The sequence below is a fragment of the Actinoallomurus sp. NPDC052274 genome (genome assembly GCF_040679475.1).
Lineage (GTDB): Bacteria > Actinomycetota > Actinomycetes > Streptosporangiales > Streptosporangiaceae > Actinoallomurus > Actinoallomurus liliacearum.
On record NZ_JBFAUT010000005.1, the window covers coordinates 107,179 to 128,868 of the forward strand.

A 21,690-nucleotide genomic window follows, 5' to 3' on the forward strand; every position below is an offset into this window, starting at 1 on the left:
TTCACTCCTGATCCGGCAGGCCGCCGAGGAGCTGCCGCAGCAACTGCTCATCCTGGGGGGACAAGTCTTCCACGAAGCGGGCGAGCACCGACTCCCGGTCCGAGCCGGAATCCAGCACCTGCCGCATCCGCCGCGCGGTCAGCCCGTGGGTGTCGGCGACCGGCGCGTACGCGTACGCCCGGCCCTGCTTGCCACGCTTCAACAGACCTTTGTCGAACATCCGGGACAGCACCGTGACCACAGTGCTGTAGGACAGATCGTCACTCAGACGTTGGAGAACCTCGCCGGGGGTCAGCGCCTGCGGGGTGGACTGCAGGATACCGAGGACCTCGGCCTCCAGCGCGCCGCCCGGTCTGCGCTCCCCTGGAGCGTGTCCGGCGTTCACGAGTTGGCTCCCCTCCGTTCATCATCTACAGTCCTGTGAAACTTCTACGAACATGTAGAAGTCGGTGCGCCGACGAGTCTGTCATGCCGGCCGGGCGTGGCAGGCACGCCCCGGTCGGCGCGCCGCCGGAACCCGGTGCCACCCCCGGAACCTTCACAACGCCGTGAATCCTGGCTTGGCGGCCCCGGTCCGGCCGACCTGCGGCCTTCCTCGGCTTTTGGAGATCGTCTTCGATGACAGTCCACCCCGTGCAGCTCGCCTTCGACGGCTCCGGCATCGACGGCTCGCTGTTCACCGCGATCACCGACATCGCCCGCGACACCCGGTGGCTCAACACGCCACTCGAGATGTGGACCAACGCCGGACTCGGGGTGTTCGCTGTGCTCATGCTGGTCGGCTGGTGGAACGCCCGGCGCCGTGACACTCCCGCCATGACCGTCGCCCTGGCGGCGCCGGTCGCCGTAGCAGTGGCCTTCACCATCGCGGAAGTGGCCAAGAAGCTGATCACCGAGGTACGGCCGTGCTACTCGCTGCCACATGACTACTTCGTGTCCGCCTGCCCCGTCCGCACTGACTACGCCTTCCCCAGCGGCCATGCCACCGTCGCCGCCGCCACGGTGGCCGCGCTGTGGCTGCTCGATCGCCGCCTCTCCATCATCGCCGCAGCCTTCGCGGTCCTCGAGGGCTTCACCCGCGTCTACCTCGGCGACCACTATCCACACGACGTCATCGGCGCCGCCCTCCTGGCACTGCCGGTCGCCTACCTCCTCAGCCGGGCCCTGGGCCACGTCGCCGTCCCCCTCGTCGCCCGCCTGCGCACCGGAGCCCTGGCACCTGTGCTGACCGCCGCGCCCGCCGGCGCCCACACCACCCGCTGAAACACACGGGCGAGGAGATAACGCCAGCCACCGCCGCGATGCGCGGTTCTCGAGCTCCGTGGCTGCTGGGGGCGAACATACGCTGAAGTTGTGGCGCTGATGGTCGACGACGAGTGGATCCGCAGTAACCGGTGCCCGCAGACGGCGGTGGCGATCTCCGGCGGCCGCTGGGTGCTGTCGTGGCGCCCCGGCTCCTACCAGCTGCGCCAGGCGATAGCGGCGATGAGGCTGGCCGAGAAGGGCGACGTGGAGGCCGATCCGGCATCCGTCACCTCGATGCTGGGTGCGTGAAGGCGGGGTGGATGGCCGGCCATCCATCCAAACGACACCGGTCATCGTCGCCGATGGTTGCGGCCACCCGCGGCGGGAACGTGGAGTGGTGATCTTCCATTCCGACCGCGGCAGGAGCTCACGTTCGGGGGCCGACGGCCAGGGCGATGTCGTCCGCGTACGGGGCCGTGTGCGGCGTCGCGGGATGGACCACGGTTCGGTGTGGCCCATCCCGCGCAGGCGCGTCAGCGCCGCCGCAGCTTTGCGAGCATCAGGGTCGGGTCGTTCCCGGCGAGGTTCGCGCCGTTGGTCACATAAACCCGGTTTCCTCGAACGCGGACGGCCGTGGTCCCCTGCATGCCGTCATCGGCGTCCAGCAGGGTCTCGTGGGCGCCATCCGCGCTCACACGCACGAGCTTGCTGCTCTGGTTGATCGCGGCAAGGATCTCGCTGTTCCGACCGGTGAAGTCGAAGTCGTCGATGCCCTCCAGCCCCGTGGCCCGGACCTCGGCGCGCCCGGAGCCGCCGTCCTTGGTCACCGGGATGCGGACGATGGTGCCCCGGTCGGAGTTGGTCGCCCACACGGCGCCGTCGTGGATCTTCATGCCGTTGGCGCCGAAGAAGCCGGCGGGCGTCAGGGCCGGGTCCGCCGACCACACCGAGGCCTCGCCGCCGCTCAGCGGGGCCTGCCAGATGCGCCCGCCTGCGGAGTCGGTGACCAGGAAGCGATGCCGCCTACCGTCGATGACCAGTGCATTGGGGAAGGTGTCGGCGGGCAGCGGCACGACAAGCCGGGGCTCGCCAGAGCGCCGGAGCTGCCAGATCCCGGTCAGCCCGCCCTGCCCGGAGGAGTAGAGGAAGTACACGGCGCCGTTGTCCGACCGGGCGACCCCGGTGACATCGGGGGCCCCGACGACCGGGGTAGTGGTGCCGCCGCCCGGAGGCAGCGGCATGGTGGCGAGTACCTGGAGGGCCCCGTTCCGCGCGACCCTCACCACCTGGCGGGCGGAGATCATGCCGATGACCACGCTGCCGCCGGGCTCCAAGGCGATGCTCTCGGCGACCTGGCCTGCGGCCCGGTCGAAGTGGGCGAGGACGCGCACGTCACCCAGGCGGGTGCCGGCTGTGCGGTCAGGGTCTGTCGGCGAGACCGCGGTCGGCTCCGGGGCGGCGAGGGCCGCCGGAGCCGTAGCGAGCGCGGCGAACAGGCCGACGAGACCGAGCGTGGCGGCGCGCCGCCGCAACCGGACCGGTCGGTCGAGGGACATGGCTTTCCTTTCCGTCGTACGGGACGGAGAGGGACGGCGATGGCGCCGACCGTGATCGCAGACACGGAGCCGACGACGCCGGGCGCCCCGTGGTGTGAGATGACGAACACAGTTCTTCTTCCACCTCCCCGCCAGACTGTATCGCTCAGTACAGAAGTTCTGCGGCAGACTGTATCAGTCAATACAAAGGAACTGTACTGGGAAGTACAGAACATGGAGGAGGTCCATGGGACGCACACCGACCACCACACGGGGTCGCGCGACTCGAAAGCGCATCCTTGACTCGGCGGCAGACCTCATCGAGCGGCGCGGCGTCGCGGCGGTGACGCTGGAGGATGTCGAACGCGCCGCGGGGGTCGGCCGCAGCCAGCTTTACCACTACTTCGACGACCGTGACGACCTCATCCGATCTGTGGTTCATTGCACCGTGGACAAGGTGTTGGCCGCGCAGGAACCGCTGCTCTTGGAGGTCGACTCGCTGGCCGGCATCGACCGCTGGTTCGACGCGATCGTGGCCAACGGAACGCGGCGGGACGCGGTCGGCGGCTGTGCGATCGGCTCGTTGGCCAGCCAGCTCAGCGGCCGCGACGACCTCACCCGGCAGGCGTTCGTGGACGCCTTCGCGCGCTGGGAGGCCCCCCTCATCTCGGGCCTGCGCCGGATGCAGGAGTCAGGCGAGCTGCGCCCGGACGTGGAAGTGACGGAGTTGGCCGACCTCACCATGGCCGCGATCCAGGGCGGCCTCCTGCTCGCCCAGGTCCGCCGTGCACCGGACCAGCTCCGCCTCGCCCTGCGCGGCGCGCGGGCGGCACTGGAAGACGCGCTCACCCCCTGACCTGAACGCTGTCCGCCTGCCGCTCAGCGCAGGCGGCCCATCATGCACTACCGGAACCACCTGCTGGGTGCACAGCAAGGCGGCTGCGCTGCCGAAGGGAGCGAAATCCTCGGCGGCCTCGGGCGTCGTGATCAAGAATGTGATGACCGGGATGTGCGTCGACATCCCTGATTTCGGCAGAGGGACGATCGACGGCCGGGTGCAGCAGCACACGTGTGACGGATCGTCCGCCGACAACCAGCGGTGGGATCTGGTCGTGGGCCAGAAGGGCGCGGGCCCGAATGGCGCCGACCTGTTCACCATCCGCAACACCAAGGACGGCTACTGCCTCGACCTGCCCGACTACGGGACCGCCAACGGGGCTGATGTGACCGAGTGGTACTGCGACCCCGGCCCCGGCGACAACCAGATGTGGTATCTGGAAAGGAAATCCTCGGGCGAGTACTGGATCCGGAACGTCAAGAGCCCGGGCGACGAGTGCCTCGACGTGGCCGGCCCCAGCCGCCATGTGATGCCCGTGGACGCTCCGCCGGCGAGCCGCCGTTTCCCGACGTCCTCCGCCCGTGCGGACCGGCGAGGGTCGTCCGACACGCCTCGGTGGCTGATCACCGCGGGCGCCGTGGCCGCGCCCGGAGCTGTTGGAATACTCGCTCTAGCTGTACTGACCCGTGAGGTTGGGAACGCGGCTGGCGGGTGGGAGGCCGCCGAGTGCGGTGTGGCCGCGGTGGTGATTGTAGGTGTGCAGCCATTGCGGTAGTGCTTGGCGGCGTTCGGTCTCGGTGCGGTAGGGGCGGGCGTAGGCCCATTCGTCCAGCAGGGTGCGGTTGAAGCGTTCGACCTTGCCGTTGGTCTGGGGCCGGTAGGCGCGGGTGCGTTTGGGTGTGATGCCGGCTGCGGTGAGGGTGTCGTGCCATAGGCGGGAGCGGTAGCAGGAGCCGTTGTCGGTGATCACACGGGTGACGGTGATCCCTGCGGCGGTGAAGAACGCCTCGGCTCGTTGCCAGAACGCGGTGGCGGTTTCCTTGGTCTCGTCGGGGAGGATTTCGGTGTAGGCCAGACGGGAGTGGTCATCGACGGCGTTGCAATTCAGAATCGCTTTCCACAAGGGCGACCCCACCGGGACCTACGATGGAGTCACCCTGATCGGCGCACGCACCACCTGCGGGCAGACGCTGCTCGCTGCGGCCGGCGGCCTGGAAGCCGCCTACCGCCCCTGATCTCGCAGTGGGACGGTGGCGGTTCCCTCAGCGGGTGCAGCCGTGATTCGGCGGGACGAAGCCGGGAGCGAAAGCATGTGCCAGTCGTACGGGTTGAGCGCGACTGCCTGCACCTGGACCAGCACGTCGTCCGGCCCGATCTCAGGTGGGTCGGTGTCCGCCGGCCGCAGGACGTCCGGCGGGCCGAACCGCTCCTGGACGATCGCCTTCATCTGGTCTCCTCAAAGTTCGCATGGCGTGGTGGCCGCGGCCGCGGAATCCGCGTACGACAGGGTGGGCCGGGGTGGTACGGAGCGGCTCGGTCGGCGCCTGCGGATGATCCATTCAGCGAAGGCGAGATTGATCAGCCAGCCCGCGCCCATGAGCAGCGCCTTGCTGGGCTTGCCGAGCGGCCCGACCAGCAGGATCCAGGGCAGCTGAGTGAACACCTGAGTGCCCGCGCCGAGCCCGATCGCGTAAGCGCGGATCATCCAGGCGCGATGCCGGACGATGTCCCGCCGCCTGATCGCGGCGAAGCCGAGGACGATGGACAAGACCATGGCCGAGCCGAACACGAGCCGGAGGCCGGTAAGCAGATCGCCGGTGTCGTCGGGACGGGGATAGAACACGGTCATCCACAGGCCCGAAAGCGCTGCGGCGAGTCCGCACGGCACCAGGAGCCGCCCGATGACGCGGTGTCGGCGGGGATTCCGGCGGCGGAGACCCGGCGGGAACTGGAAGGCGCCGAGAACGCTGTACAGGGTGACGCTGACGATGTGCACGATCACGGGTACGGGCGACGCGAAGAACCGGGCGTTCTCCGGCGTGACGACCGCGCCGCCGAGCAGTTCGGCCAGGCGGGCCATACCCGCGGCCACCGGAACGACGGTGAGCACGAGCAGGCCTGCCGGCATGAGCCAGTTCGCCCTGGCGCGCTTCACCTTGGCGGAGGGGATCACAGCGAAGTCCCTTCTGGGGTCCGATCGACGGACGGCCCGCGTCGTGGTGACGTGGGAGGTGGTCACGTCGGTCATGACTCGATGGTGACCGCTGACGTGGTGCGATTCATCGGCAGAACGGCCTGAGCCGAGTCGGCCGATCCTCCGACGGAAGGGCCGTACTTTCGGCCGATCGGCCTCCGCGTCGCCGGAGTCAGCGCATCCCGAACCGGTTGCCGACGCGCTTTGTCTCGTACGCCCAGATGGCGATGTCAACGCGGTTCCGGACACCGAGCTTGACCATCAGGCTGGTGATGTGCGTCTTGACCGTGCTGAGCGTGATGTGGAGCTCGCGGGCGATCTCGTTGTTGGTCCGCCCCCGTGCCACGGCGGCGAGGATCTGCTCTTCGCGGTCCGTGAGCGCGTCGATGGGCTGGGCCGTCGCCGGCGCGGGTGCGGCGTCGGCGAAGGCCTGCAGGAGTCGTGCGGTGATGCTCGGCGCGATGAGCGCCTCGCCGTCGGCGGCGGCCTGGACCGCCTGGGCGAGCAGTTCGGGACCGGCGTCTTTGAGCAGGAATCCCCGGGCGCCGGCCTTGAGAGCGGCGTAGACGTATTCGTCGAGGTCGAAGGTGGTGATGACGACGACGGCGAGAGGAGCCTCGACCGTCGGGCCGGCGAGGACGCGGGTGGCTTCGATGCCGTCCATGCCCGGCATGCGAATGTCGAACAGGCACACGTCCGGGCGTTCGCGCTGGGCGAGTTCGACGGCTCGCCGTCCGTCGGCGACCTCGCCGATGACGTCGATGCCCGGCTGCGCGTTCAGGATCATCCTGAGGCCGGTGCGGACGATCTCCTGATCGTCAGCGACGATCACCCGGATGCTCATCTCGCCCACCCGGCACGAGGCAGTACGGCGGTCACGGTCCAACCTCGCTCGGGATCCGGGCCGGCCTCACAGGTGCCGCCGAGGAGGCCTGCGCGTTCGCTCATGCCGATGAGCCCGTATCCCGGAGACGTGGTCGGGCGCATGAGGCTGATGTCACCGTCATCGTTCACACGCAGGCGCACCGACGTGTCGTCGGCGGCGACATGGACCTCGATACGGGTCGCGTGCCGCGCGTGCCGCCGGGCGTTGGTGACCGACTCCTGGGCCAGGCGGTAGATGGCTGCGGCGATCGACGGCGGGAGATCGCCGAGGTCACCGTTGATCTCTACCTTCACGGACGGACCGGAGCGCGTCTGGCTCGCGAGTCGTTCGAGATCGGTGATGTGCGGGCTGGGCGCCAGTTCCGCCGGCTGGTCGCGCCGAAGGGCGCGGACGATGGTGCGCATCTCGGCAAGGGTGCGCGACGCTTCGTTCTCGATCAGGCGAAGCGCGTCGGTCGCGGCGTCCGGGTCCGACGGCGAGGTCGCCAGACCCGCCTGGGCACGGATCGCGATCGCCGATACATGATGCGCAACGGTGTCGTGGAGGTCGCGGGCCAGTCGTTCCCGTTCGAGCAGTTTGACTCGATCGAGCGCGCGCATCCTCGCGCCGGCTCGATACCGGAACGCCCCGCCCAACGCCATCACCCCGAACAGGATGGCGAACGCGGCGACCGTATCGCCAGGGCTCATGTCGCCGGAGATCAGCGAGATGACGACCTTGATCAGAATGATCGCCGCCCCGGTCGCGGCCTCACGTCCGGACCCCCACCGGAACAACGCGTAGGGTAGGAGCACGATGTACGCCAGAGTGTCCAGCCCTGGCGGGTCTCCGCTCGTGAGCAACGCGGCGAGGCCGGAGGCGCCGAAGGCGATCGCCACCATCAGCAGCGGTCTGGTCCGGCGCCACAGCAGCGTGGGCACCAGCCCGACGGTGAGGATCAGCGAGAGCACCCGCCACGGAACCTCCGGCCGCAGAACTCCTTCGAGCACCGCGGCCGGCACGAGCGCCCCGACGAGGGCCCAGTCTCTCCACACCCGCGTCGGCGGGCCGGGGGGACGGGGCTCCTGCCACACCGAGCGGAGGAGGGCGAACATGACACCAATGGTACGGAGGACCGCGCCGTACGCCAGGGGACGCTGACGGTCTCAGCCGGCGAGCGCGCGATGGCCATGTCGCCGTTCTTCATCCTCGCTTGCGCCCACCATCGGCCGGCTGCGATCGTCCGGCCGAAGCGCGGTGATCGACGTCGCACACCACCCACGCCGACCGAGCACACGCCCGCTCGTCCGAATCAACGCTCCGCGCGGCCGCGCCCTCGGCCGATGCCCAGTGAGCGGCCATCGACCTGAGAGAAGCCGATCGCCGCGACACGTTGGACAGCTCGGCCCCACCATGGCCTAACCCTGGCCCCACCACAACGACCGCGGCTCCGCCCGGGCAGGCGAAACCCCACGTCAGGACTGGTAGGGCGCCTGGGACTCGAACCCAGAACCTATGGATTAAAAGTCCGCAGCTCTGCCAAGATTGCGATGTCGCACCGTGTCCCGCACTGCCGGTACGTGTCGTTCGGTCCGCATTTGCCATTCACCTCGCGGCGCGTCAACCCGATGCCGTGCCGGATGCTGCCGGGCCGTACCGCGACATACGAGCACCCGCCGAGCACCCACGCTGGCAGCTATCCGACGCGATCGCGATGTGACCGAAATCCCCGCCTCCCGAGAGCACGGCCTTGCTCTCGTCCACCACTTCCATGGAACGTGACCCTGGTATACACGTCCGTGGACACAACAGGACAGGCTCGTACGGCATTCGGGAGCAGCGCACATGGATGTCGTCGAGCCGGGGCCCGGCCGGTCATACCTCCTTCGCAGCCTGGCCGTGGCGCCTCCCTGATCACCTGGTTTTGCGGTAGTCGTGCGGTGGCAGGTAGTTCTGCTCGATACTGGACGCCATGACAGAAAAAGAGGACCGGTCCGTACACCGCGTGAACACGCTAGGTGAAGGTGAGTTCCGCGAGGGTGCCAAGATCATCCCCACCGAGATTCCGCCAGGCTACGTCCCACCCTCAGCTTCTATGGACCCTGCAGCTTCCACGGGGTCTTCCGCGACGTCTCCGCCCAGCACCGACTCATCAGAATGATCAATAGTGGCGCCACCTGCGACCTTCGGTGCGCTGATCATTGTCCTCGCGCTCGTACCCGGTTGGTCGTATCTCAGACTCGTCGAGCGGTTCAGCCCGGCGCGGTCCGCCAACGCTCTTCACCAGCTCCTTGAGGTATTCGCCGTTGGCATGGCAACAACTGGGGTCAGCGTCCTCCTTCTGTTGCTTGTACCCCATGGGTGGTTGCCGTTCACGCTGCGGGCCGATGCATGGGCGGCTGGAGGCAACCAGTACCTAGGACGCCATATACGCTCGGCCGCCGCGAGCATCGCGATGCTGCTGGCCAGCGCTCTCCTGATCGCTTACGGTCTCTTTCGATTCCGCACGCGCGGCAAGCCAGAGGGATTCCGTCCCAGTGGCGATGTCTGGCTGCATGGTCTCAGTGACCAGCCTGCCGGCAAAGTCCCCTACGTAGGGCTCCACCTCGTGGACGGGCGACTCGTGGAGGGAAAGCTCTACGCATTCACCTTCGATGTTGAGAAGGGCCGTGGCCTGGTAGTGGCCAAGCCGATCCGTGTGACCCAAGCGAACGAGACCCTGGCTCAGGACCTGCCAAATCTCGACCGGCTCATCGTCGATGCATCACAGATTTCCTTCGTCACCGTCGTTTACGTCCCGGGCATGCCCGCGAGCTAAGACACCGGCTCGGCACGTCGGAGCCCATGCATAGCGATGGAGCGAAAACGGACGTTAAGCCGCGATCTTCGAGCCGATATGCGGCTCGGTTGACCTTGGGGATTTACCGGTTTGTCCGACCCTCCGCCTACTGTAGTGCGTCAGGGAATTGGAGGTGCCTAGTGGGTAATGGGTCGGCGGGGAAAAAAGCAGATCACAACGTGGGGAAGACTCGCGACCACACCGTGCCGCAGATGTACCTACGACGCTTCGCTGAGGACCGCGGTCGCGAGCAGCCTGAACTAACTGTTCGCCGTATCGATCACGTTGACCGACCGTTTCCGACTGGTCCGAAGAACATCCTGGTCGAGCGGGGTTTCTACTGGGGGTCGACCCTTGAGGGCGTGCCCCATCACCTCGTCGAAGAACTGCTCATGCAGTTCGAAGACGATGCCGCACCCGTCATGAAGGCTGTGTTGGACGCGCCGGAGGGCGCGCTGCCCGAGAGCTGGCCCCTGGCTCCTGTCGAGCGCATGCACCTGGCCTGGTGGATGGCGGCTCAGATCTTGCGCACCACCCGCCAACGCAAGCGCTTGACCCATGCGAGCCAGGGCGGCAAGGCCCTGGAGGTGCCGGCTGGCATCGCTGCGATAGCAGCGAACAACCCGCACCTGCAGTACATCGTTGGGCATCTGGCAGCCCTCGCCCTTACCCTCTACGCGCGGCCGTGGGGCCTGGGCTTCAGCGGCATGTGCCTGCTGACCAGCGATGTACCCGTTGTCTTGTTCAACGCCCAGGACGCCGACGATCAACTCGCCGCGGCCGCGTTCTGCGACATCGTCCTTCCCTTGGACCCCCATCGACTGCTGCTTCTCCCAGGCATTGCCACGCAGGCCCTGGACTCGCGCAAGCGCACCGACCATCGCATGGTGATCCAAGGCGCGGTTGGGATGGCTCTTGTCCAGGTCGTCTACGACGCGGCTGACACCTTCGTCGTCCACCATCCCTTGCACGACCCCTGGCGCTACTGGAAACCTTCAGGCCCTCGCCTGCCATCTCCTTGGGACGGGCAGAACCACCCTGCACCGACCTACGCCATCGAGTACGACATTCTCCCGCCGGACCTCACAGTCGAAAGGCGATGGCTTACCGAACATCCCCCGCCGACCACAACGTCTTAGACAGTTTTCCCCAGCCTGGGAATCGTGTGATAACCAGGATCCAAGCAAAATATCAACACAACCAGCACCCACTGCCATCGGTGAAGCGCGCCCGGCGCTGGCTCCACTACGAACACCGCAGCTCCGCACGTCCAGGAGAAACCGCAGGTTGGACTGGCAGGGAGCCTGGGGCTCGAAGCGAATCTATTGGAAAGACGTGCTTCTACTCGCCGGAGTGCCGCCGGAGAGCTTCGTTCTCGGCTTCAAGCTCGGCTATTCGTGCTTCAAGCTCTTTGCGCGTGGGGCGTCGCAGAGGAACCCCGGCATCGGGCGTAGAGGTAATCGCGGATGCCGAAGGGCTTCCGAGTGGCTTGGCGGCGATGATTGTCGCTGGGTACAGACCGCATTCGGAGCACCGGGCGCAGCCCGTAAACGCTTGATGAACGGTCTTGTTGCTTATATGCGAGGTCCGCTCGATAACGTGGCCGCAGTAGAGACGAAGCCGCCAACGCATGAGCTCACTATCTGGCCTTCTCGCGCTGGCGTGAAAGACCGCCCTTAACGTTGCAATCTGTTCGGGCTCCAGTGGCGGCGCGGTGGCGGCCGCTTGCTTGGCTGTCTCGGCCATCTCGACGAAAGATTCTTGTCGTCGATGATCTCGGAAATCTAGCGTGCGGTCAGCGTCCGGATCGCCGAGATACTCGTAATCGGTTAGGTCCTGCTCCATAGGATGAATGTTAGCTTGCTGCGTCCGTGATCGTAGGGCTCGTATCAGCATCTTTGCGTGATCTACGACGACGCGCTTCGGGCCGAGCACGGAGCGGCTGTATATCCGATGACGGCCCAGCCGGAGTTCTCTGCGGCGCCCGTGGCAGGGGACCGTACAGCGGTGTGCTCTCTTTTGCAGGCCGTCGACCAGCAGCGATGATCGCGGCAATGTCGTCGGCGGTGAAGTAGATCTTATTTCGTATGCGAGTGTGCTGGAACTCGCCTGTCTGCGCTGCCCTCCGCATCGCCGCAGGCGTGATGTCTGCGAGCCAACGGTGAGAGAAGACCTCTTCAGGTGTATATAGGCGCCAACGCTGGGGCCCAATGTCAGCGACGATCAGCGACAGCCCCAAAGTCAGTATTGGTCGATGAGTATCCACAAGTCTCTCCGATTACTCAGCCCGCCTGACTCCAAAGCAGGATGAGTTCGCGGCCTGGATGCGGCGGCGCCTCATTTGGCCGCGATGACTAATGAGACGCCGATGCCGCATCGTTTTACATTAGAGAGCTCGACTGAAAGCACGAACTCAAACCCCGCCCTGATGTGCAGTAGACCTGCACGTCACAAACGTAGGCCAGCGGGCTAGCTCCGGTTGACGGACTCTCATTCGGCTGATGATGGTGGCGCTTCCGGCCGGATCTCCTGCGCGGTGCGGACAGTCGCCGCGAGTGTGTGCAGGACGTTAGCGAGTTGGTCGGCCTCCTCTGCGGTCAGGCGGCTTCTCGACTTGTCGTCGTGGCCGATGACTGCGATGTAGGACGGTTCGTCGTCATCGATGTTAATGGCGGCGAGTATCGGCGCGTGGTAGGTCTCGGGCTGCCCGCTCGCAACACTGACCGTATAGGGATGGGCCGTCAGTGCGACGCCGTAGATCTCACTGATGTGCTCGTGGTGACTCAGCGGGGAGTCGTGATCGTCCACACACCATGATGGGCAGCCGGCCCGGCTGTTGCTCGAAGGCCGCGTGAGTCTACCGATGGCCACGCGCTTGAGCACCTCGTGGGCGAACTGCTCGGCCTCATCCAGCGTGAGATGCATACCGGTCGTTCTGCCGTCGCGGCCGACCCACACGCGCGGAGTCGCCTCCCGGTAGTGCTGTTCTAGGTAGATGTCTGCCTGGACCGGCTGAGGGTAGGAGACCGACTCTCCGGTCCATCCCATACCGTCCGGCGTCACGCCGGGCCCCAAAGGCGGCTCTTCGGCGGTGAGGGTGATCTGCGTCGCCGATCCAGAGTGGACGCGATCGTCGAGGTGGTCGCTGTCCTTGTGGAGAGGGCCCATGTCGCACCAGGGTGGGCAGCCATCTGGCAGCCATGCCGGACGGGCCGCTGTCTCGGCCGGTGGGATCGGCCGCGCCGCGACCGCGACGGTGGCCCCATCAACTATCCGCTCTAACGGACGATCGGTATCAATCTTGACGTCGGTGATGGTCATTCCGGTTCCCCTGTCCTCTCTTTCGATCGCTTTCTGTCACCACATCATGCCTGAGCGCCACTCATCTTCGTCGGTAAATGACGCGTTTCTCTGCTCCGCACGGGTTGCCTGAAGGCATGGCCCGAGAGGCCATGACTCTGCTGCGTCATACCGAACGCTTACTCCCACCATGTCGTTGGCCGGTGGTCTACTCTCACCGCTGGGGTCTCAGCGCCAGTTCATGGCTGGTCTTGGCTCGTTTGTCCTGCCCCTGCGAGTACCTCCGGCACCTGCGGGAGCTGGTAATCGTTCACTTCTTCTCCATGATGTAATCGGCTTGCCTCGCCGCGTTGCGCAAGTGTTTGCGCAGGCTGGACCGTAGTTCTGGAAGGGGAAGCGTGGCGCCGAGCCGTTGCAGGAACTGATCGACGGTCCAGGTGATCAGGCGGCCTTGGCGGGAGAGGTATAGGCCGACGCGGTCGATGCGAAAGTCGTCGTCGTAGTCCAGGAGGAGGTAGCCGGCGAGCTGGTAGATCTCCTCGTGGCCGAGCCGCCGTGGGTCTTTGGTGGCTTTGCAGTCCAGGAGCAGGCCGTCGAGGATGAAGTCGGCGTCGGCTCCGCCGATGTCTCCGCTTCCGCTGAATACCGGGCCGCATACCTTGCCCGGCTGTGGCAGGGCGCGGAAGGGGGCGAGAGGTGCTTCGGCGAGTTTCATTTGGCCGGCGATGTCGTCGATGACGTAGGAGGGGACCTCGGCGATCAGGTCGTTCAGGGTGGTGTCGGGGGTTGCCTCGGCGAGCATGCTGTAGCGGCGGATCTGGCCGGTGCGGGTGATGTCTTCGAAGAAGGCGGCGACGAAGCACAGTCTCACTACGGTTTCCTCGGTGAGGCTGTCGGGGTCGTCGAGGTAGGTCTCAACGGCGGCCAGGAGTTGCCGGCCCGTGGCGTGCAGGGCTTCGCGGACGGGCGGTGCCGGTGCGCCGGGGAACGGATCGGTGCCCTCGAGCGCGAAGACGCCGGAGGCGACGGCGCCGCCGAGATGCCCATCGAAGGACAGACGAAGCCGGTAATCGATGGCGTGTCCGAGCGCGGACCAATCCGGGTACTGCACGTCGATCGGCTGTACTGGGTACGGAAGGCCGTTCAGGTGCTGCAGGTAGTCACGTTCGAGGTTCACGCTGTCGGGCAGGTGCTCGGCCATGAACAGGGAGACCGGTGAGCTGTCGTGCTTGAGCTGGGCGGTCAGGCTCAGCTCGATCATCGGCCGTCCGGCGACGGTGCCGGGCGGGCTCGCGGTGGCCTTTTCGTAGGCGTCAATCCAGGTGATGCCTTCGGGGTCGAGGAGGTCGCGGGCGCGGCTGACGGCGACGTAGATTAGGCGGGCTTCGGCTGAATGCAGCGGGCGTGGCATGCCTTCGTCGTCCACCGGTGGGGCGGCGAAGCCTTGCCCGATGCGGACGCTGGACCATTCACGGCCCTTGGCCTTGTGCGCCGTGGAGACGGTGACCTTCGCGTCCTGCTCGGCGGAGAGCCGGTCCACGGCCTGGATGATCTGATCCGTGCCGTACTTGTCGACCAGTTGGACAATCGCTTTGAGGTCCTGGCCGGCGGTGTCGTTTTCGGCGTAGTCCTGGACTTCGTCCCAGGAGTTGAACAAGAACAACTCGGGGTGGCTGGTGCGTTTGCCGGCTTTGAGCTCTTCGGCGGCGGTGGCGATGCGGCGCAGGGCGCTGCCTCCGCCGGTCAAGGCGACGGGCACCCCGAGTTCCAGGAAGGCCAAGACCTCGGCCATCGCGTCGGCGTTACCGCGGCATAGCACCGCGTCCGGCATGGGTGCGGCGCCGACGCGTGAGGTGGCGGGGCTGCTTCCGGTCAATTGCATGTCCGATTCGGCGTGCCGCAGCCACCGGTTGGCCACCTCGGCGATCTGTGGGCCGAACCGGAAGGATTGGGTGAGGTGCAGGTGTTCGGCCGGGAATCCGGTCATCACGTCTTTGGCGCTGCGCCAGCCGTAGATCTGCTGGGCGGGGTCCCCGACACACACCCGCTGAGCGTCCTGGGCGAGGAAGACCTCCTCCAGCACCGGGTTGGTGTCTTGAGCTTCGTCCAGCAGGACGAAGTCTGCCTTCAGTACCGGGCCGGTCATCGCCCACATCTTCATGTAGTGGTCGTGCTCGAACCGCAGCTTTCCGTTCGGTGAGCGGATGTCCTCCCACGCTTTGGCCGCATAGCGCTGGAGGGTGCGGGCGAGATAGTCCTGCCCGAGCGCGTCCAGCCCGTTCACCGGTTCTATGTGACGGGCCATGACCTGACGGTCGGTGGTGTAGCAGAACTTGCGGATCATTCCCATCACCAGGCGGGCCTGATGATTGACCTTGACGGTGTGGGAGTTGATCTGCAGGTCTCGAGTGATCCCGAGGATCTTGGCGGTCTGGCTCGCCGGGATACGCGCCGAGACGTTCAGCCGGTCGCGGTAATGCCGCCCGACGGCTTGGAAGGCGAGAGAGTGCGCGGTACGGCACTCCACGTTCGGCCCGAATCGTCTGCGGGCGTCATCGGCGATCGCCCTGTTGAAGGCCACGTACAGGCCACGCTTGCGCGTGGCAGCGCCCATCAGGATCAAGGTGGAGGTCTTGCCCGTGCCCGCGCCGGCGACCAGGGCCAGGTCCCGTCCCGCGGCGAACACATCACGGGCAGCCTGCTGTTCTTCGGTCGGCTCGATGGCCATGGAATTCCTCTCTGGGAACGCGGCTTCATGTACCGCAGGCCCAGAGGCTGCCCGGCGCGGTAACGAGCCGTCAATCCGGATATACATTCTGTTATTGATCGAGTTGCGGGTCAGACGGCTGGCGCCATTGGGGATCGTCGTGGGCGATGGCTCAGCCGTCGTCGCCGGTAGGGTCGGTGGCCCGCCAGTCACGGGACGGTCGGCCGATTGCCGAGGTGACCGCAGCCACCTGGTCGTGGTCGTAGCAGGTACGCACACCGGAGATGGACATTCCGGCGGCCTCGGCGAGGTCCGCGAGGGTGTAGGGGCGCGGCCGGGTGAACTCGCGGCCGTAGGCGACCAACCGCCGGATGTCCTCTTCTGCCTGTTCACGACGACGCCGGGCTTGGCCGATGGCGTTGAGTAGCGGTTCGGCGTCCCCTCCGTCCCAGGCGCCTTCCAACCATTCGGCCGTCTGGCGCCGCTCATTGTCGACGGCCCGGCAGGCATCGTTGTACAGCTCTTCTGGCTCCACTGAGCCTGGCTCGGGCAGCGGGTGCAGGATCGCGGCGATCTCTTCGAACACGGTCATGCATGCATCATACGCAAGCTTTTGCGTTCAGTGCAATAGATTACGATTGCTGCAACTACCGGTTAGTTTAGATGGACGCTCGTCCAGGTGTGAGGGCACGCGCAGCGCAATGGGGATCTGTCGGGGGTTACCACCCACCGGAGTCGCCGCCGTAGTGGGACCAGAGGATCTTGGCGGAGTCAGCGGCTACGCGAGCCGCACCGCGGATCGTGGATGGTAGCTCTGGGCGGTGCGCAAGCCGGTTGGTGATCTCTTGGAGCGTCACGCCGAGAGTGATCAACGCTCCGCCGATGTGGTCGATGTCTTCGACGGTGTACTCGCGCAGTTCGGCCTCGGCGGCGTCGGCCAGTTGGCCGATCTCCGCGTCGCTGGTGCCGTTGGCGTAGCGGCGGATCAGCTGCGAGCCAAGGACGTCCCGGAGCATCATGGCGGTCCGATGACAGTAGTCGTCGCAAACGGCGTAGTTGTCGCGGCGGACGATGGCGTAGTCGTACAAGAGGCTGCTGCCCACTCCCCCAATCACAAATCCCCGACAGGCGTAGGCGAGCACGACGGGTGCCGGTGGCTTGGCGGCGACGGCAGCCTTGATGTCCTCGGCCATCGCGAATATGCAGGCGGCCAATGGAGAACCTACGGCGCCTTGGTCGGTGATCACAGGCGGTTCCCTCCGGGGTTGCTTTGACGGGGATCATCGGACAGTCACGTGACGCAGGGCGTCCCCCCTTGTCGTCGTCGGTCGCCGGCTGTAGAGCTCAGGGTCTCCAAGCGGGCGTGTCCGTGGGCCAGCGAAGGTGACGATGTCTTCGCCCGCCTGCAGATCCCGCTCGTCAACAATGCGAATCTTCGGCACACGGCTCTGCATTCCTCCGCAATGACACGTGGCCAGACTTAGGGCGGTCGGCGCCGCAGAAACGGCAACCTCGGTGTGGGAGTGGACCTAAAAGCCATATATCGGCAGGCCGTATTGAGGTCGGACCCCTGAGATGCTCGCTGCACGATCACCCTCCGGTCACGACAAAACGGACGTTGACGGTTGTGTGCATATTCCGGAAGACGGTGGCTGATAATGGGCCTTTGGCAGTCACCTGGCCAGCGGGAATCGACGAAGAGGAGTCCCATGCAGCAACGACGCACGGTTCGCCCCGGGATCTCCCATGACCTGCGCGAGCTGAATGCTGCACTGGCCACCGCGAACTCCCGGGTCGACGACCTGGACGCTGGCTCACCCTCCGAGGGGTTCGACGAGGCAGCTGACGAGCTGTTCCGCGTCTATAACCTTGCGCGCAACCTCGGCAGCCGCGAATCGTTTACCGGCTGCCCACTCCATCCCGACGGCGCGGTCGATCCGCTAGCACCGATGGGCTGGGGTAAGTGCCTGCTGTGCAACGAGCGCCGTAAGAAAGGGGGCGCCTCGGTTCCAACCGCCGATCAGATCACCGCGCCATGGCAGACGTCGGACCGCCGCAGGAAGATTCCCGACTCCGCCACGGGGCTCCAAGAGCTGCGGTCAGTGATGCGTACCGTCAACGACCTGGCATTCCGCTTGAACGTGGAATCGCCGCCCGGCGACTTCGAGCGGATCGCCGGGCGTACGTACACGGCGTTCTGCATCGCACGAGAGCTCTCCCGCCCCATCCCGCGCACCGGCTGCTCGATTCATCCCCAAGGACCGGTCGACCGCAACCCTCCAACCGGATGGGGCGACTGCCAGCTGTGCAACACGATCCGATGGGGCCGCGAAAAAGCCTCTGCGCCGGGCTGGCGTGAGCGGCTGCCGACGGACTCCATGCGACGGCCGATGCTGCGGCCGCACGACCAGCCGTCGATCAGGCGACCTTCTGATCGGCGCAGATGACGCTAGCGCGAGTTCGAAGCCATATAAACGAGGAACAGGGAGGGCCGCATGGGTAAGCGCGAACGTCGACGTAGGCGGGAACGGGCGAAGCGAGCACAGACCGCCCCTGCGCCGGTGATCATTGAAGTCCCGCACAACAGCCCACGGATCCGTGTGGTCATTAAGGCCGACCAGCCGAAGGAACTGCAGGAAGTCGCCACGAAGTATTGGGAGATCGCGGAAGACGGAACGTGGGCCCGTACCGTCGGAAGTATCGGCGAGCAGCAGTGGGTCGCAGCGACGGTGAACTCTGTCTCACACGCGGTCCTACTCAACTCGCTGTGCATCAACTGCGACGAGCCGATCCGCGTCAACAACCGATCATGGGCCGCCAAGGTAGGCGGCAAGTACCTCGACCGGCTCAACGACAGATACCTCTGCCCCGAGTGCAGCAACGTCCAGAGGCAAGAGCAGGAACACGAGGAAAGGCTCAGGGCAGAGGCAGCACGAGCCGAGAAGGAGCGAGAGAAAGAAAAGGCTGAAGAAGAGGCACGCAAGATCGCTGATGCCCTTGCGGATGAAGATGCCAAGGACGGGTCGACGAGCCGACTACCAAGCGACGGTTCACCAGGACTCCCGCTCTATCTCGCCTTGGTCAACCACGCCGCCTACCGACCTAGCGAGCCACTGCCCAGCCTAGCCGATCTAGATCCGCTCGGGTGGACCGGCGACACCGACCTGGACACGGCGGCTCTTCTCGACCTGTACCGCGCTCACCTTGTAGCTATCGCCTCCGAGAGCCCCCATGACGCGTTCGTTCTCTCGGAACAGGACGGTAACGTCCGGTTTCTTGTCACGGACATTAAATGGCGGCTGGTCGGTGGCAGCAAGGTGACCACATCGATCGCTGAAGAGATCAGCAACTACTTCGTGATCGGAAGCGGCCCGGAACCTCAGAACGCTCGCCAGGCCCTCGCAGAGTTGGTCGAGCGCATGGAGATCACCAACGTCATCTCCTACCTCGACGGGCTGCTGACGAAAAAATATGACTACCCCGAGGTTCCCGAAGCGCGGCGCCAAGAACTCGCCGAGGTCGTCAAGAAGGGTTTCGCCGCCGGCTACACGGCCGGGCAAATGATCTGCTTCGCCTGGCGGGCAGCAGACTCGGCAGCCGCTTGGAAGGAACGCAACGCGCACATGGGACCTCCGGAAGCGTCTTCCGCCACGGTCACCATCCTCAACAACAAGATCGATAAAGCCATCGAAGTCCGCCACGCCATACCTGAGTACGATCCACCGCGCTGGCATCAACAGCCGGTCGCACTCATCGTGCTCCGGAAGCTGAACGCCGACGTTAAGCGAGTCCGCGACCGCTCCGTGATCGACGCCTGCCAGCAGTGCGACCATCAAGGGCTACGCGAAACAGACACTGGCGCCCTGATCCGGTGCATCCACGCCCCCGGTCCACAGAACGAACTGCAGGACGAGGCCGCCGACGTTTGAGATCGCCTCCGCGCACCGTTGGGCCGTGGCATCCGCGAGTGACCCCATATCTGGCGGCCGGATTCTTCTGCACGAACCTTTCCTCACCGGGAGACCTACGCCAGAGGGGAAGCTTTCGCTCGGCCGCTCGCCGTCCCTGCAGCGTGACTCATCCGCGACATCTTTGCATGGCGTCAGGGCTCACTAAGAAGGCATCAGGAATCAAGCGGGCCAGGACATGACCAGTTGGGTGTGGCGTTTGGTGAAGATCCGGCCGACAGCCGGGGCCGGGACTGCCGCATCAGCCGGGTCGAGGGTGAAGTCCGGGCCGGGGCCGTTCCTGCGATCGCGGTCCCATGTCGCCACGTGCTCGGCGAGTTGCTGGACGAGGTCTGCGCCGTGGCGTCCGTGCCCGTGGGCACCGAACCGGTGTCGTCGTTCCTTTGCCTCGTCGTTGCTGTGAGCGTCGCGGATGGTCAGGTAGGCGAAGCTGTCGGGTGTGATGAGCGCGGGGCAGAACCAGCGGATCGCGGGGCTGATGAGGTCGCGGTCGTGGTCCGGGTTCGGCCAGATCCAGCCGAAGGTGTTCGTGACGGTCGCGAGCCACAGGTGGAGGGTGTCGAACGGCTCGCCGTTGCCGACCGTGACGGTGGTCCACAGCTCGGTCCGGGCACCGGCCAATGCGCGGTCGAGCGCCGCGGTGTCCAGGGCGGGGCCGCCGTCGATCGTCAACTTCACGGCGCCGCCGGCCAATACGGCTTCCTGCTCGGCGTGGGCTCCGGCACCCTGGATCGGGACGAAGCCGCACACCGTCGGGTTCTGTCCGATGAGCCGGTCACCGTCCCGCATGAAGGTGAGCGACCGGGTGATCGAGGCGAAGCGTAGTGGGACGACCATCCGGCCGCCGGGGGCGAGTAGATGCCCCCATGGGCAGTCCCAGGCACCGGCCGTGACGAGGATCGCGTCATAGGGGCCGTATGGTTCGGCGGCGTGTTCGGCGTCGCCGAGGACGACCTTGACGTGCGGGTAGCCGGTCTCGGCGAGGAACCGGGCCGCTCGCTCGGTGACGTACGGATCGATGTCGACGGTGACGACCAGGCCGTCGGGGCCGACGATCTCGGAGATGAGCGCGGCGTTGCACCCTCCACTGCCGATCTCCAGCGCCCGCGCTCCGCGCTCGAGCCGGGCGGCCTCGAGCATCTCGGCCTGCAGCCACGGCGCGCTCACCGAGCTGATCGCCTCTCCCCCGGCATCGCGTTTGGTGACGATGACGTCGTAGGCGGAGTACGCCGCCGACAAGGTCACCTCGGGCGCGAACTTCTCGCGCGGAACGTTCGTGAACGCCGCGGCAACCGCCGGCGAGCGGATCGACCCCCGCTCCCTCAGCGTGGCGACCAGCTTCGCGCGCAGGCGATCAGAGGACTCCGAGGGCGAAGTGTCGGCGGTCACCGGGCTGACGTTAGCCGCAGGCGCAGCTTGATCGGGCGAGCATCGCCGACATTACCTCGTTCGCGCGTGGACGTCGCTGGCCACTGGTAGCCCCGCCTTACTCAACAAGGGCTCGTGCCGCGATCAGGTGGAGCAGACGGATGAACGCAGGCCGCGAGTCTGTCCTGCCTCGATCCGGGCGGATATTCCCCCATCACCAGCGCCGTCCAGCCCTGATTCGCGGACGACCCAGCGATCGATGCACGGCACCCATAGACTCAGGCGCTGCGGTAGGAGCCGAAGCGAAGGCGGGACACGGTCGGAATGCCGGAACAGGTGGTGACTGCGGCACTGGTCATCGTTCCCGGGCCAGGCGAGACGGTGACCTTCGTCCGGCAGGAACGTGGCCCGTACGCAGGCTTTTGGTTGCTGCCGGGCGGCAAGGTCGAGTTCGGTGAGCCCATCGTCGAGGCGGCCCGGCGTGAAGCCGTTGAGGAATCCGGCTGCCAGGTCACCGATCTGCTGCTCACCGGAGCGTACGAGATCCTCGGCCCCGATCACCATTTCGTGATCTGGGCCTACCGCAGCAAGCACATCCTCCAGGTACCGGAAGGATTCCAGGGCCACCATGTAACCGGCATCCGGCAGGCTCCATGGAGCGCAGTAGAACCGCACCCGACCGACATGCCGATCCTCAACGACGCAGGCGCCGCAGCCTATGCCCAGGAGGTGATCGCAAACCGGATGCGCCGCGAAGGCATCGTGATGACGAACCTGCTGAACGGAGAGACCTTCGGAGCCACCGAGACCTCCGTCGCCGAACGCCCATAG

At 66.1% G+C, this 21,690-nt stretch carries 21 protein-coding genes and 1 pseudogene; 9 read left to right on the forward strand and 13 right to left on the reverse strand.

Going from position 1 to position 21,690, the window contains the following annotated elements:
• Nucleotide 1 precedes the first annotated feature (1 nt).
• Nucleotides 2-385 (reverse strand): BlaI/MecI/CopY family transcriptional regulator, encoded by a 384-nt coding sequence (locus AB0K82_RS06380; protein WP_364393439.1) that lies wholly within the window; start codon nucleotides 383-385, stop codon nucleotides 2-4.
• 233 nt (nucleotides 386-618) lie between these two features.
• On the opposite strand from AB0K82_RS06380, the gene AB0K82_RS06385 reads away from it, so the two are divergent.
• Together AB0K82_RS06385 and AB0K82_RS06390 are read left to right on the forward strand one after the other, a co-directional pair.
• Nucleotides 619-1,263 carry a phosphatase PAP2 family protein gene (locus tag AB0K82_RS06385; RefSeq protein ID WP_364393441.1) on the forward strand — a complete coding sequence of 215 codons (645 nt, stop codon included), beginning with the start codon at nucleotides 619-621 and terminating at the stop codon, nucleotides 1,261-1,263.
• 90 nt (nucleotides 1,264-1,353) lie between these two features.
• Nucleotides 1,354-1,554 (forward strand): hypothetical protein, encoded by a 201-nt coding sequence (locus AB0K82_RS06390; RefSeq protein ID WP_364393443.1) that lies wholly within the window; start codon nucleotides 1,354-1,356, stop codon nucleotides 1,552-1,554.
• Nucleotides 1,555-1,778: 224 nt separating this feature from the next.
• Here AB0K82_RS06390 and AB0K82_RS06395 read toward each other — a convergent pair whose 3' ends face one another.
• Nucleotides 1,779-2,801: a hypothetical protein gene (locus tag AB0K82_RS06395; protein WP_364393444.1), complete on the reverse strand. Its 1,023-nt coding sequence runs from the start codon at nucleotides 2,799-2,801 to the stop codon at nucleotides 1,779-1,781.
• A 226-nt stretch (nucleotides 2,802-3,027) separates the two neighbouring features.
• Here AB0K82_RS06395 and AB0K82_RS06400 point away from each other — a divergent pair, with 226 nt between their 5' ends.
• Together AB0K82_RS06400 and AB0K82_RS06405 are read left to right on the forward strand one after the other, a co-directional pair.
• Nucleotides 3,028-3,636, forward strand: a complete 609-nt coding sequence (locus AB0K82_RS06400) for a TetR/AcrR family transcriptional regulator (protein WP_364393446.1) — start codon at nucleotides 3,028-3,030, stop codon at nucleotides 3,634-3,636.
• A 67-nt stretch (nucleotides 3,637-3,703) separates the two neighbouring features.
• Nucleotides 3,704-4,393, forward strand: coding sequence for an RICIN domain-containing protein (locus tag AB0K82_RS06405; RefSeq protein WP_364393448.1), 690 nt, complete (start codon nucleotides 3,704-3,706; stop codon nucleotides 4,391-4,393).
• Here the strand turns inward: AB0K82_RS06405 and AB0K82_RS06410 are convergent.
• The 5 genes and pseudogenes from AB0K82_RS06410 to AB0K82_RS06430 form a co-directional block, all read right to left on the reverse strand.
• Nucleotides 4,289-4,726 (reverse strand): annotated as a pseudogene (locus AB0K82_RS06410) (integrase core domain-containing protein); the annotation flags it as partial. The gene AB0K82_RS06405 and the pseudogene AB0K82_RS06410 sit on opposite strands and share 105 nt — an antisense overlap.
• Nucleotides 4,727-4,840: 114 nt before the next feature.
• The gene (locus AB0K82_RS06415; protein WP_364393451.1) at nucleotides 4,841-5,065 is read right to left on the reverse strand and encodes a hypothetical protein; all 225 of its coding nucleotides are present in this window, start codon (nucleotides 5,063-5,065) and stop codon (nucleotides 4,841-4,843) included.
• A gap of 9 nt (nucleotides 5,066-5,074) precedes the next feature.
• Entirely contained in the window at nucleotides 5,075-5,866 is a 792-nt protein-coding gene (locus tag AB0K82_RS06420; protein WP_364393453.1) for a DUF2306 domain-containing protein, read from the reverse strand.
• 118 nt (nucleotides 5,867-5,984) lie between these two features.
• Nucleotides 5,985-6,656 (reverse strand): response regulator transcription factor, encoded by a 672-nt coding sequence (locus AB0K82_RS06425; protein ID WP_364393455.1) that lies wholly within the window; start codon nucleotides 6,654-6,656, stop codon nucleotides 5,985-5,987.
• On the reverse strand, nucleotides 6,653-7,792 hold the full coding sequence (locus tag AB0K82_RS06430) for a sensor histidine kinase (RefSeq protein WP_364393458.1): 1,140 nt from the start codon (nucleotides 7,790-7,792) through the stop codon (nucleotides 6,653-6,655). The genes AB0K82_RS06425 and AB0K82_RS06430 overlap by 4 nt, the downstream gene beginning before the upstream one ends.
• Nucleotides 7,793-8,844: 1,052 nt before the next feature.
• Between AB0K82_RS06430 and AB0K82_RS06435 the strand changes: the two genes are divergently transcribed.
• Together AB0K82_RS06435 and AB0K82_RS06440 are read left to right on the forward strand one after the other, a co-directional pair.
• Entirely contained in the window at nucleotides 8,845-9,495 is a 651-nt protein-coding gene (locus AB0K82_RS06435) for a DUF6338 family protein (RefSeq protein WP_364393460.1), read from the forward strand.
• A 26-nt stretch (nucleotides 9,496-9,521) separates the two neighbouring features.
• Entirely contained in the window at nucleotides 9,522-10,655 is a 1,134-nt protein-coding gene (locus AB0K82_RS06440; RefSeq protein ID WP_364393462.1) for a DUF4238 domain-containing protein, read from the forward strand.
• 202 nt (nucleotides 10,656-10,857) lie between these two features.
• Here AB0K82_RS06440 and AB0K82_RS06445 read toward each other — a convergent pair whose 3' ends face one another.
• The 5 genes from AB0K82_RS06445 to AB0K82_RS06465 form a co-directional block, all read right to left on the reverse strand.
• Nucleotides 10,858-11,361 (reverse strand): hypothetical protein, encoded by a 504-nt coding sequence (locus AB0K82_RS06445; RefSeq protein ID WP_364393464.1) that lies wholly within the window; start codon nucleotides 11,359-11,361, stop codon nucleotides 10,858-10,860.
• 645 nt (nucleotides 11,362-12,006) lie between these two features.
• A complete protein-coding gene (locus AB0K82_RS06450; RefSeq protein WP_364393466.1) occupies nucleotides 12,007-12,837 on the reverse strand; it encodes a hypothetical protein in 831 nt (276 codons plus the stop codon).
• Nucleotides 12,838-13,126: 289 nt separating this feature from the next.
• Nucleotides 13,127-15,544, reverse strand: coding sequence for a UvrD-helicase domain-containing protein (locus AB0K82_RS06455; protein ID WP_364393468.1), 2,418 nt, complete (start codon nucleotides 15,542-15,544; stop codon nucleotides 13,127-13,129).
• Between the two features lie 151 nt (nucleotides 15,545-15,695).
• Nucleotides 15,696-16,115: a hypothetical protein gene (locus tag AB0K82_RS06460; RefSeq protein ID WP_364393470.1), complete on the reverse strand. Its 420-nt coding sequence runs from the start codon at nucleotides 16,113-16,115 to the stop codon at nucleotides 15,696-15,698.
• A 127-nt stretch (nucleotides 16,116-16,242) separates the two neighbouring features.
• On the reverse strand, nucleotides 16,243-16,716 hold the full coding sequence (locus AB0K82_RS06465; RefSeq protein ID WP_364393472.1) for a hypothetical protein: 474 nt from the start codon (nucleotides 16,714-16,716) through the stop codon (nucleotides 16,243-16,245).
• A 516-nt stretch (nucleotides 16,717-17,232) separates the two neighbouring features.
• Here AB0K82_RS06465 and AB0K82_RS06470 point away from each other — a divergent pair.
• Both AB0K82_RS06470 and AB0K82_RS06475 read left to right on the forward strand, forming a co-directional pair.
• The gene (locus AB0K82_RS06470) at nucleotides 17,233-17,970 is read left to right on the forward strand and encodes a hypothetical protein (protein WP_364393474.1); all 738 of its coding nucleotides are present in this window, start codon (nucleotides 17,233-17,235) and stop codon (nucleotides 17,968-17,970) included.
• 114 nt (nucleotides 17,971-18,084) lie between these two features.
• On the forward strand, nucleotides 18,085-19,452 hold the full coding sequence (locus tag AB0K82_RS06475) for a hypothetical protein (protein ID WP_364393476.1): 1,368 nt from the start codon (nucleotides 18,085-18,087) through the stop codon (nucleotides 19,450-19,452).
• Nucleotides 19,453-19,653: 201 nt separating this feature from the next.
• On the opposite strand, the gene fxlM is transcribed toward AB0K82_RS06475, so the two are convergent.
• Nucleotides 19,654-20,880 carry a methyltransferase, FxLD system gene (fxlM, locus tag AB0K82_RS06480; RefSeq protein WP_364393478.1) on the reverse strand — a complete coding sequence of 409 codons (1,227 nt, stop codon included), beginning with the start codon at nucleotides 20,878-20,880 and terminating at the stop codon, nucleotides 19,654-19,656.
• Nucleotides 20,881-21,183: 303 nt separating this feature from the next.
• Between fxlM and AB0K82_RS06485 the strand changes: the two genes are divergently transcribed.
• Nucleotides 21,184-21,690 (forward strand): NUDIX domain-containing protein, encoded by a 507-nt coding sequence (locus AB0K82_RS06485; protein ID WP_364393480.1) that lies wholly within the window; start codon nucleotides 21,184-21,186, stop codon nucleotides 21,688-21,690.

What these genes read in the sequence shown, in the direction of transcription:
- AB0K82_RS06385 (WP_364393441.1), top strand. Translation starts at nt 619, where the DNA reads ATGACAGTCCACCCCGTGCAGCTCGCCTTCGACGGCTCCGGCATCGAC.
- AB0K82_RS06395 (WP_364393444.1), bottom strand. Translation starts at nt 2,801, where the DNA reads ATGTCCCTCGACCGACCGGTCCGGTTGCGGCGGCGCGCCGCCACGCTC.
- AB0K82_RS06400 (WP_364393446.1), top strand. Translation starts at nt 3,028, where the DNA reads ATGGGACGCACACCGACCACCACACGGGGTCGCGCGACTCGAAAGCGC.
- AB0K82_RS06415 (WP_364393451.1), bottom strand. Translation starts at nt 5,065, where the DNA reads ATGAAGGCGATCGTCCAGGAGCGGTTCGGCCCGCCGGACGTCCTGCGG.
- AB0K82_RS06420 (WP_364393453.1), bottom strand. Translation starts at nt 5,866, where the DNA reads ATGACCGACGTGACCACCTCCCACGTCACCACGACGCGGGCCGTCCGT.
- AB0K82_RS06425 (WP_364393455.1), bottom strand. Translation starts at nt 6,656, where the DNA reads ATGAGCATCCGGGTGATCGTCGCTGACGATCAGGAGATCGTCCGCACC.
- AB0K82_RS06430 (WP_364393458.1), bottom strand. Translation starts at nt 7,792, where the DNA reads ATGTTCGCCCTCCTCCGCTCGGTGTGGCAGGAGCCCCGTCCCCCCGGC.
- AB0K82_RS06440 (WP_364393462.1), top strand. Translation starts at nt 9,522, where the DNA reads ATGCATAGCGATGGAGCGAAAACGGACGTTAAGCCGCGATCTTCGAGC.
- AB0K82_RS06445 (WP_364393464.1), bottom strand. Translation starts at nt 11,361, where the DNA reads ATGGAGCAGGACCTAACCGATTACGAGTATCTCGGCGATCCGGACGCT.
- AB0K82_RS06450 (WP_364393466.1), bottom strand. Translation starts at nt 12,837, where the DNA reads ATGACCATCACCGACGTCAAGATTGATACCGATCGTCCGTTAGAGCGG.
- AB0K82_RS06455 (WP_364393468.1), bottom strand. Translation starts at nt 15,544, where the DNA reads ATGGCCATCGAGCCGACCGAAGAACAGCAGGCTGCCCGTGATGTGTTC.
- AB0K82_RS06460 (WP_364393470.1), bottom strand. Translation starts at nt 16,115, where the DNA reads ATGACCGTGTTCGAAGAGATCGCCGCGATCCTGCACCCGCTGCCCGAG.
- AB0K82_RS06465 (WP_364393472.1), bottom strand. Translation starts at nt 16,716, where the DNA reads ATGGCCGAGGACATCAAGGCTGCCGTCGCCGCCAAGCCACCGGCACCC.
- AB0K82_RS06470 (WP_364393474.1), top strand. Translation starts at nt 17,233, where the DNA reads ATGCAGCAACGACGCACGGTTCGCCCCGGGATCTCCCATGACCTGCGC.
- AB0K82_RS06485 (WP_364393480.1), top strand. Translation starts at nt 21,184, where the DNA reads ATGCCGGAACAGGTGGTGACTGCGGCACTGGTCATCGTTCCCGGGCCA.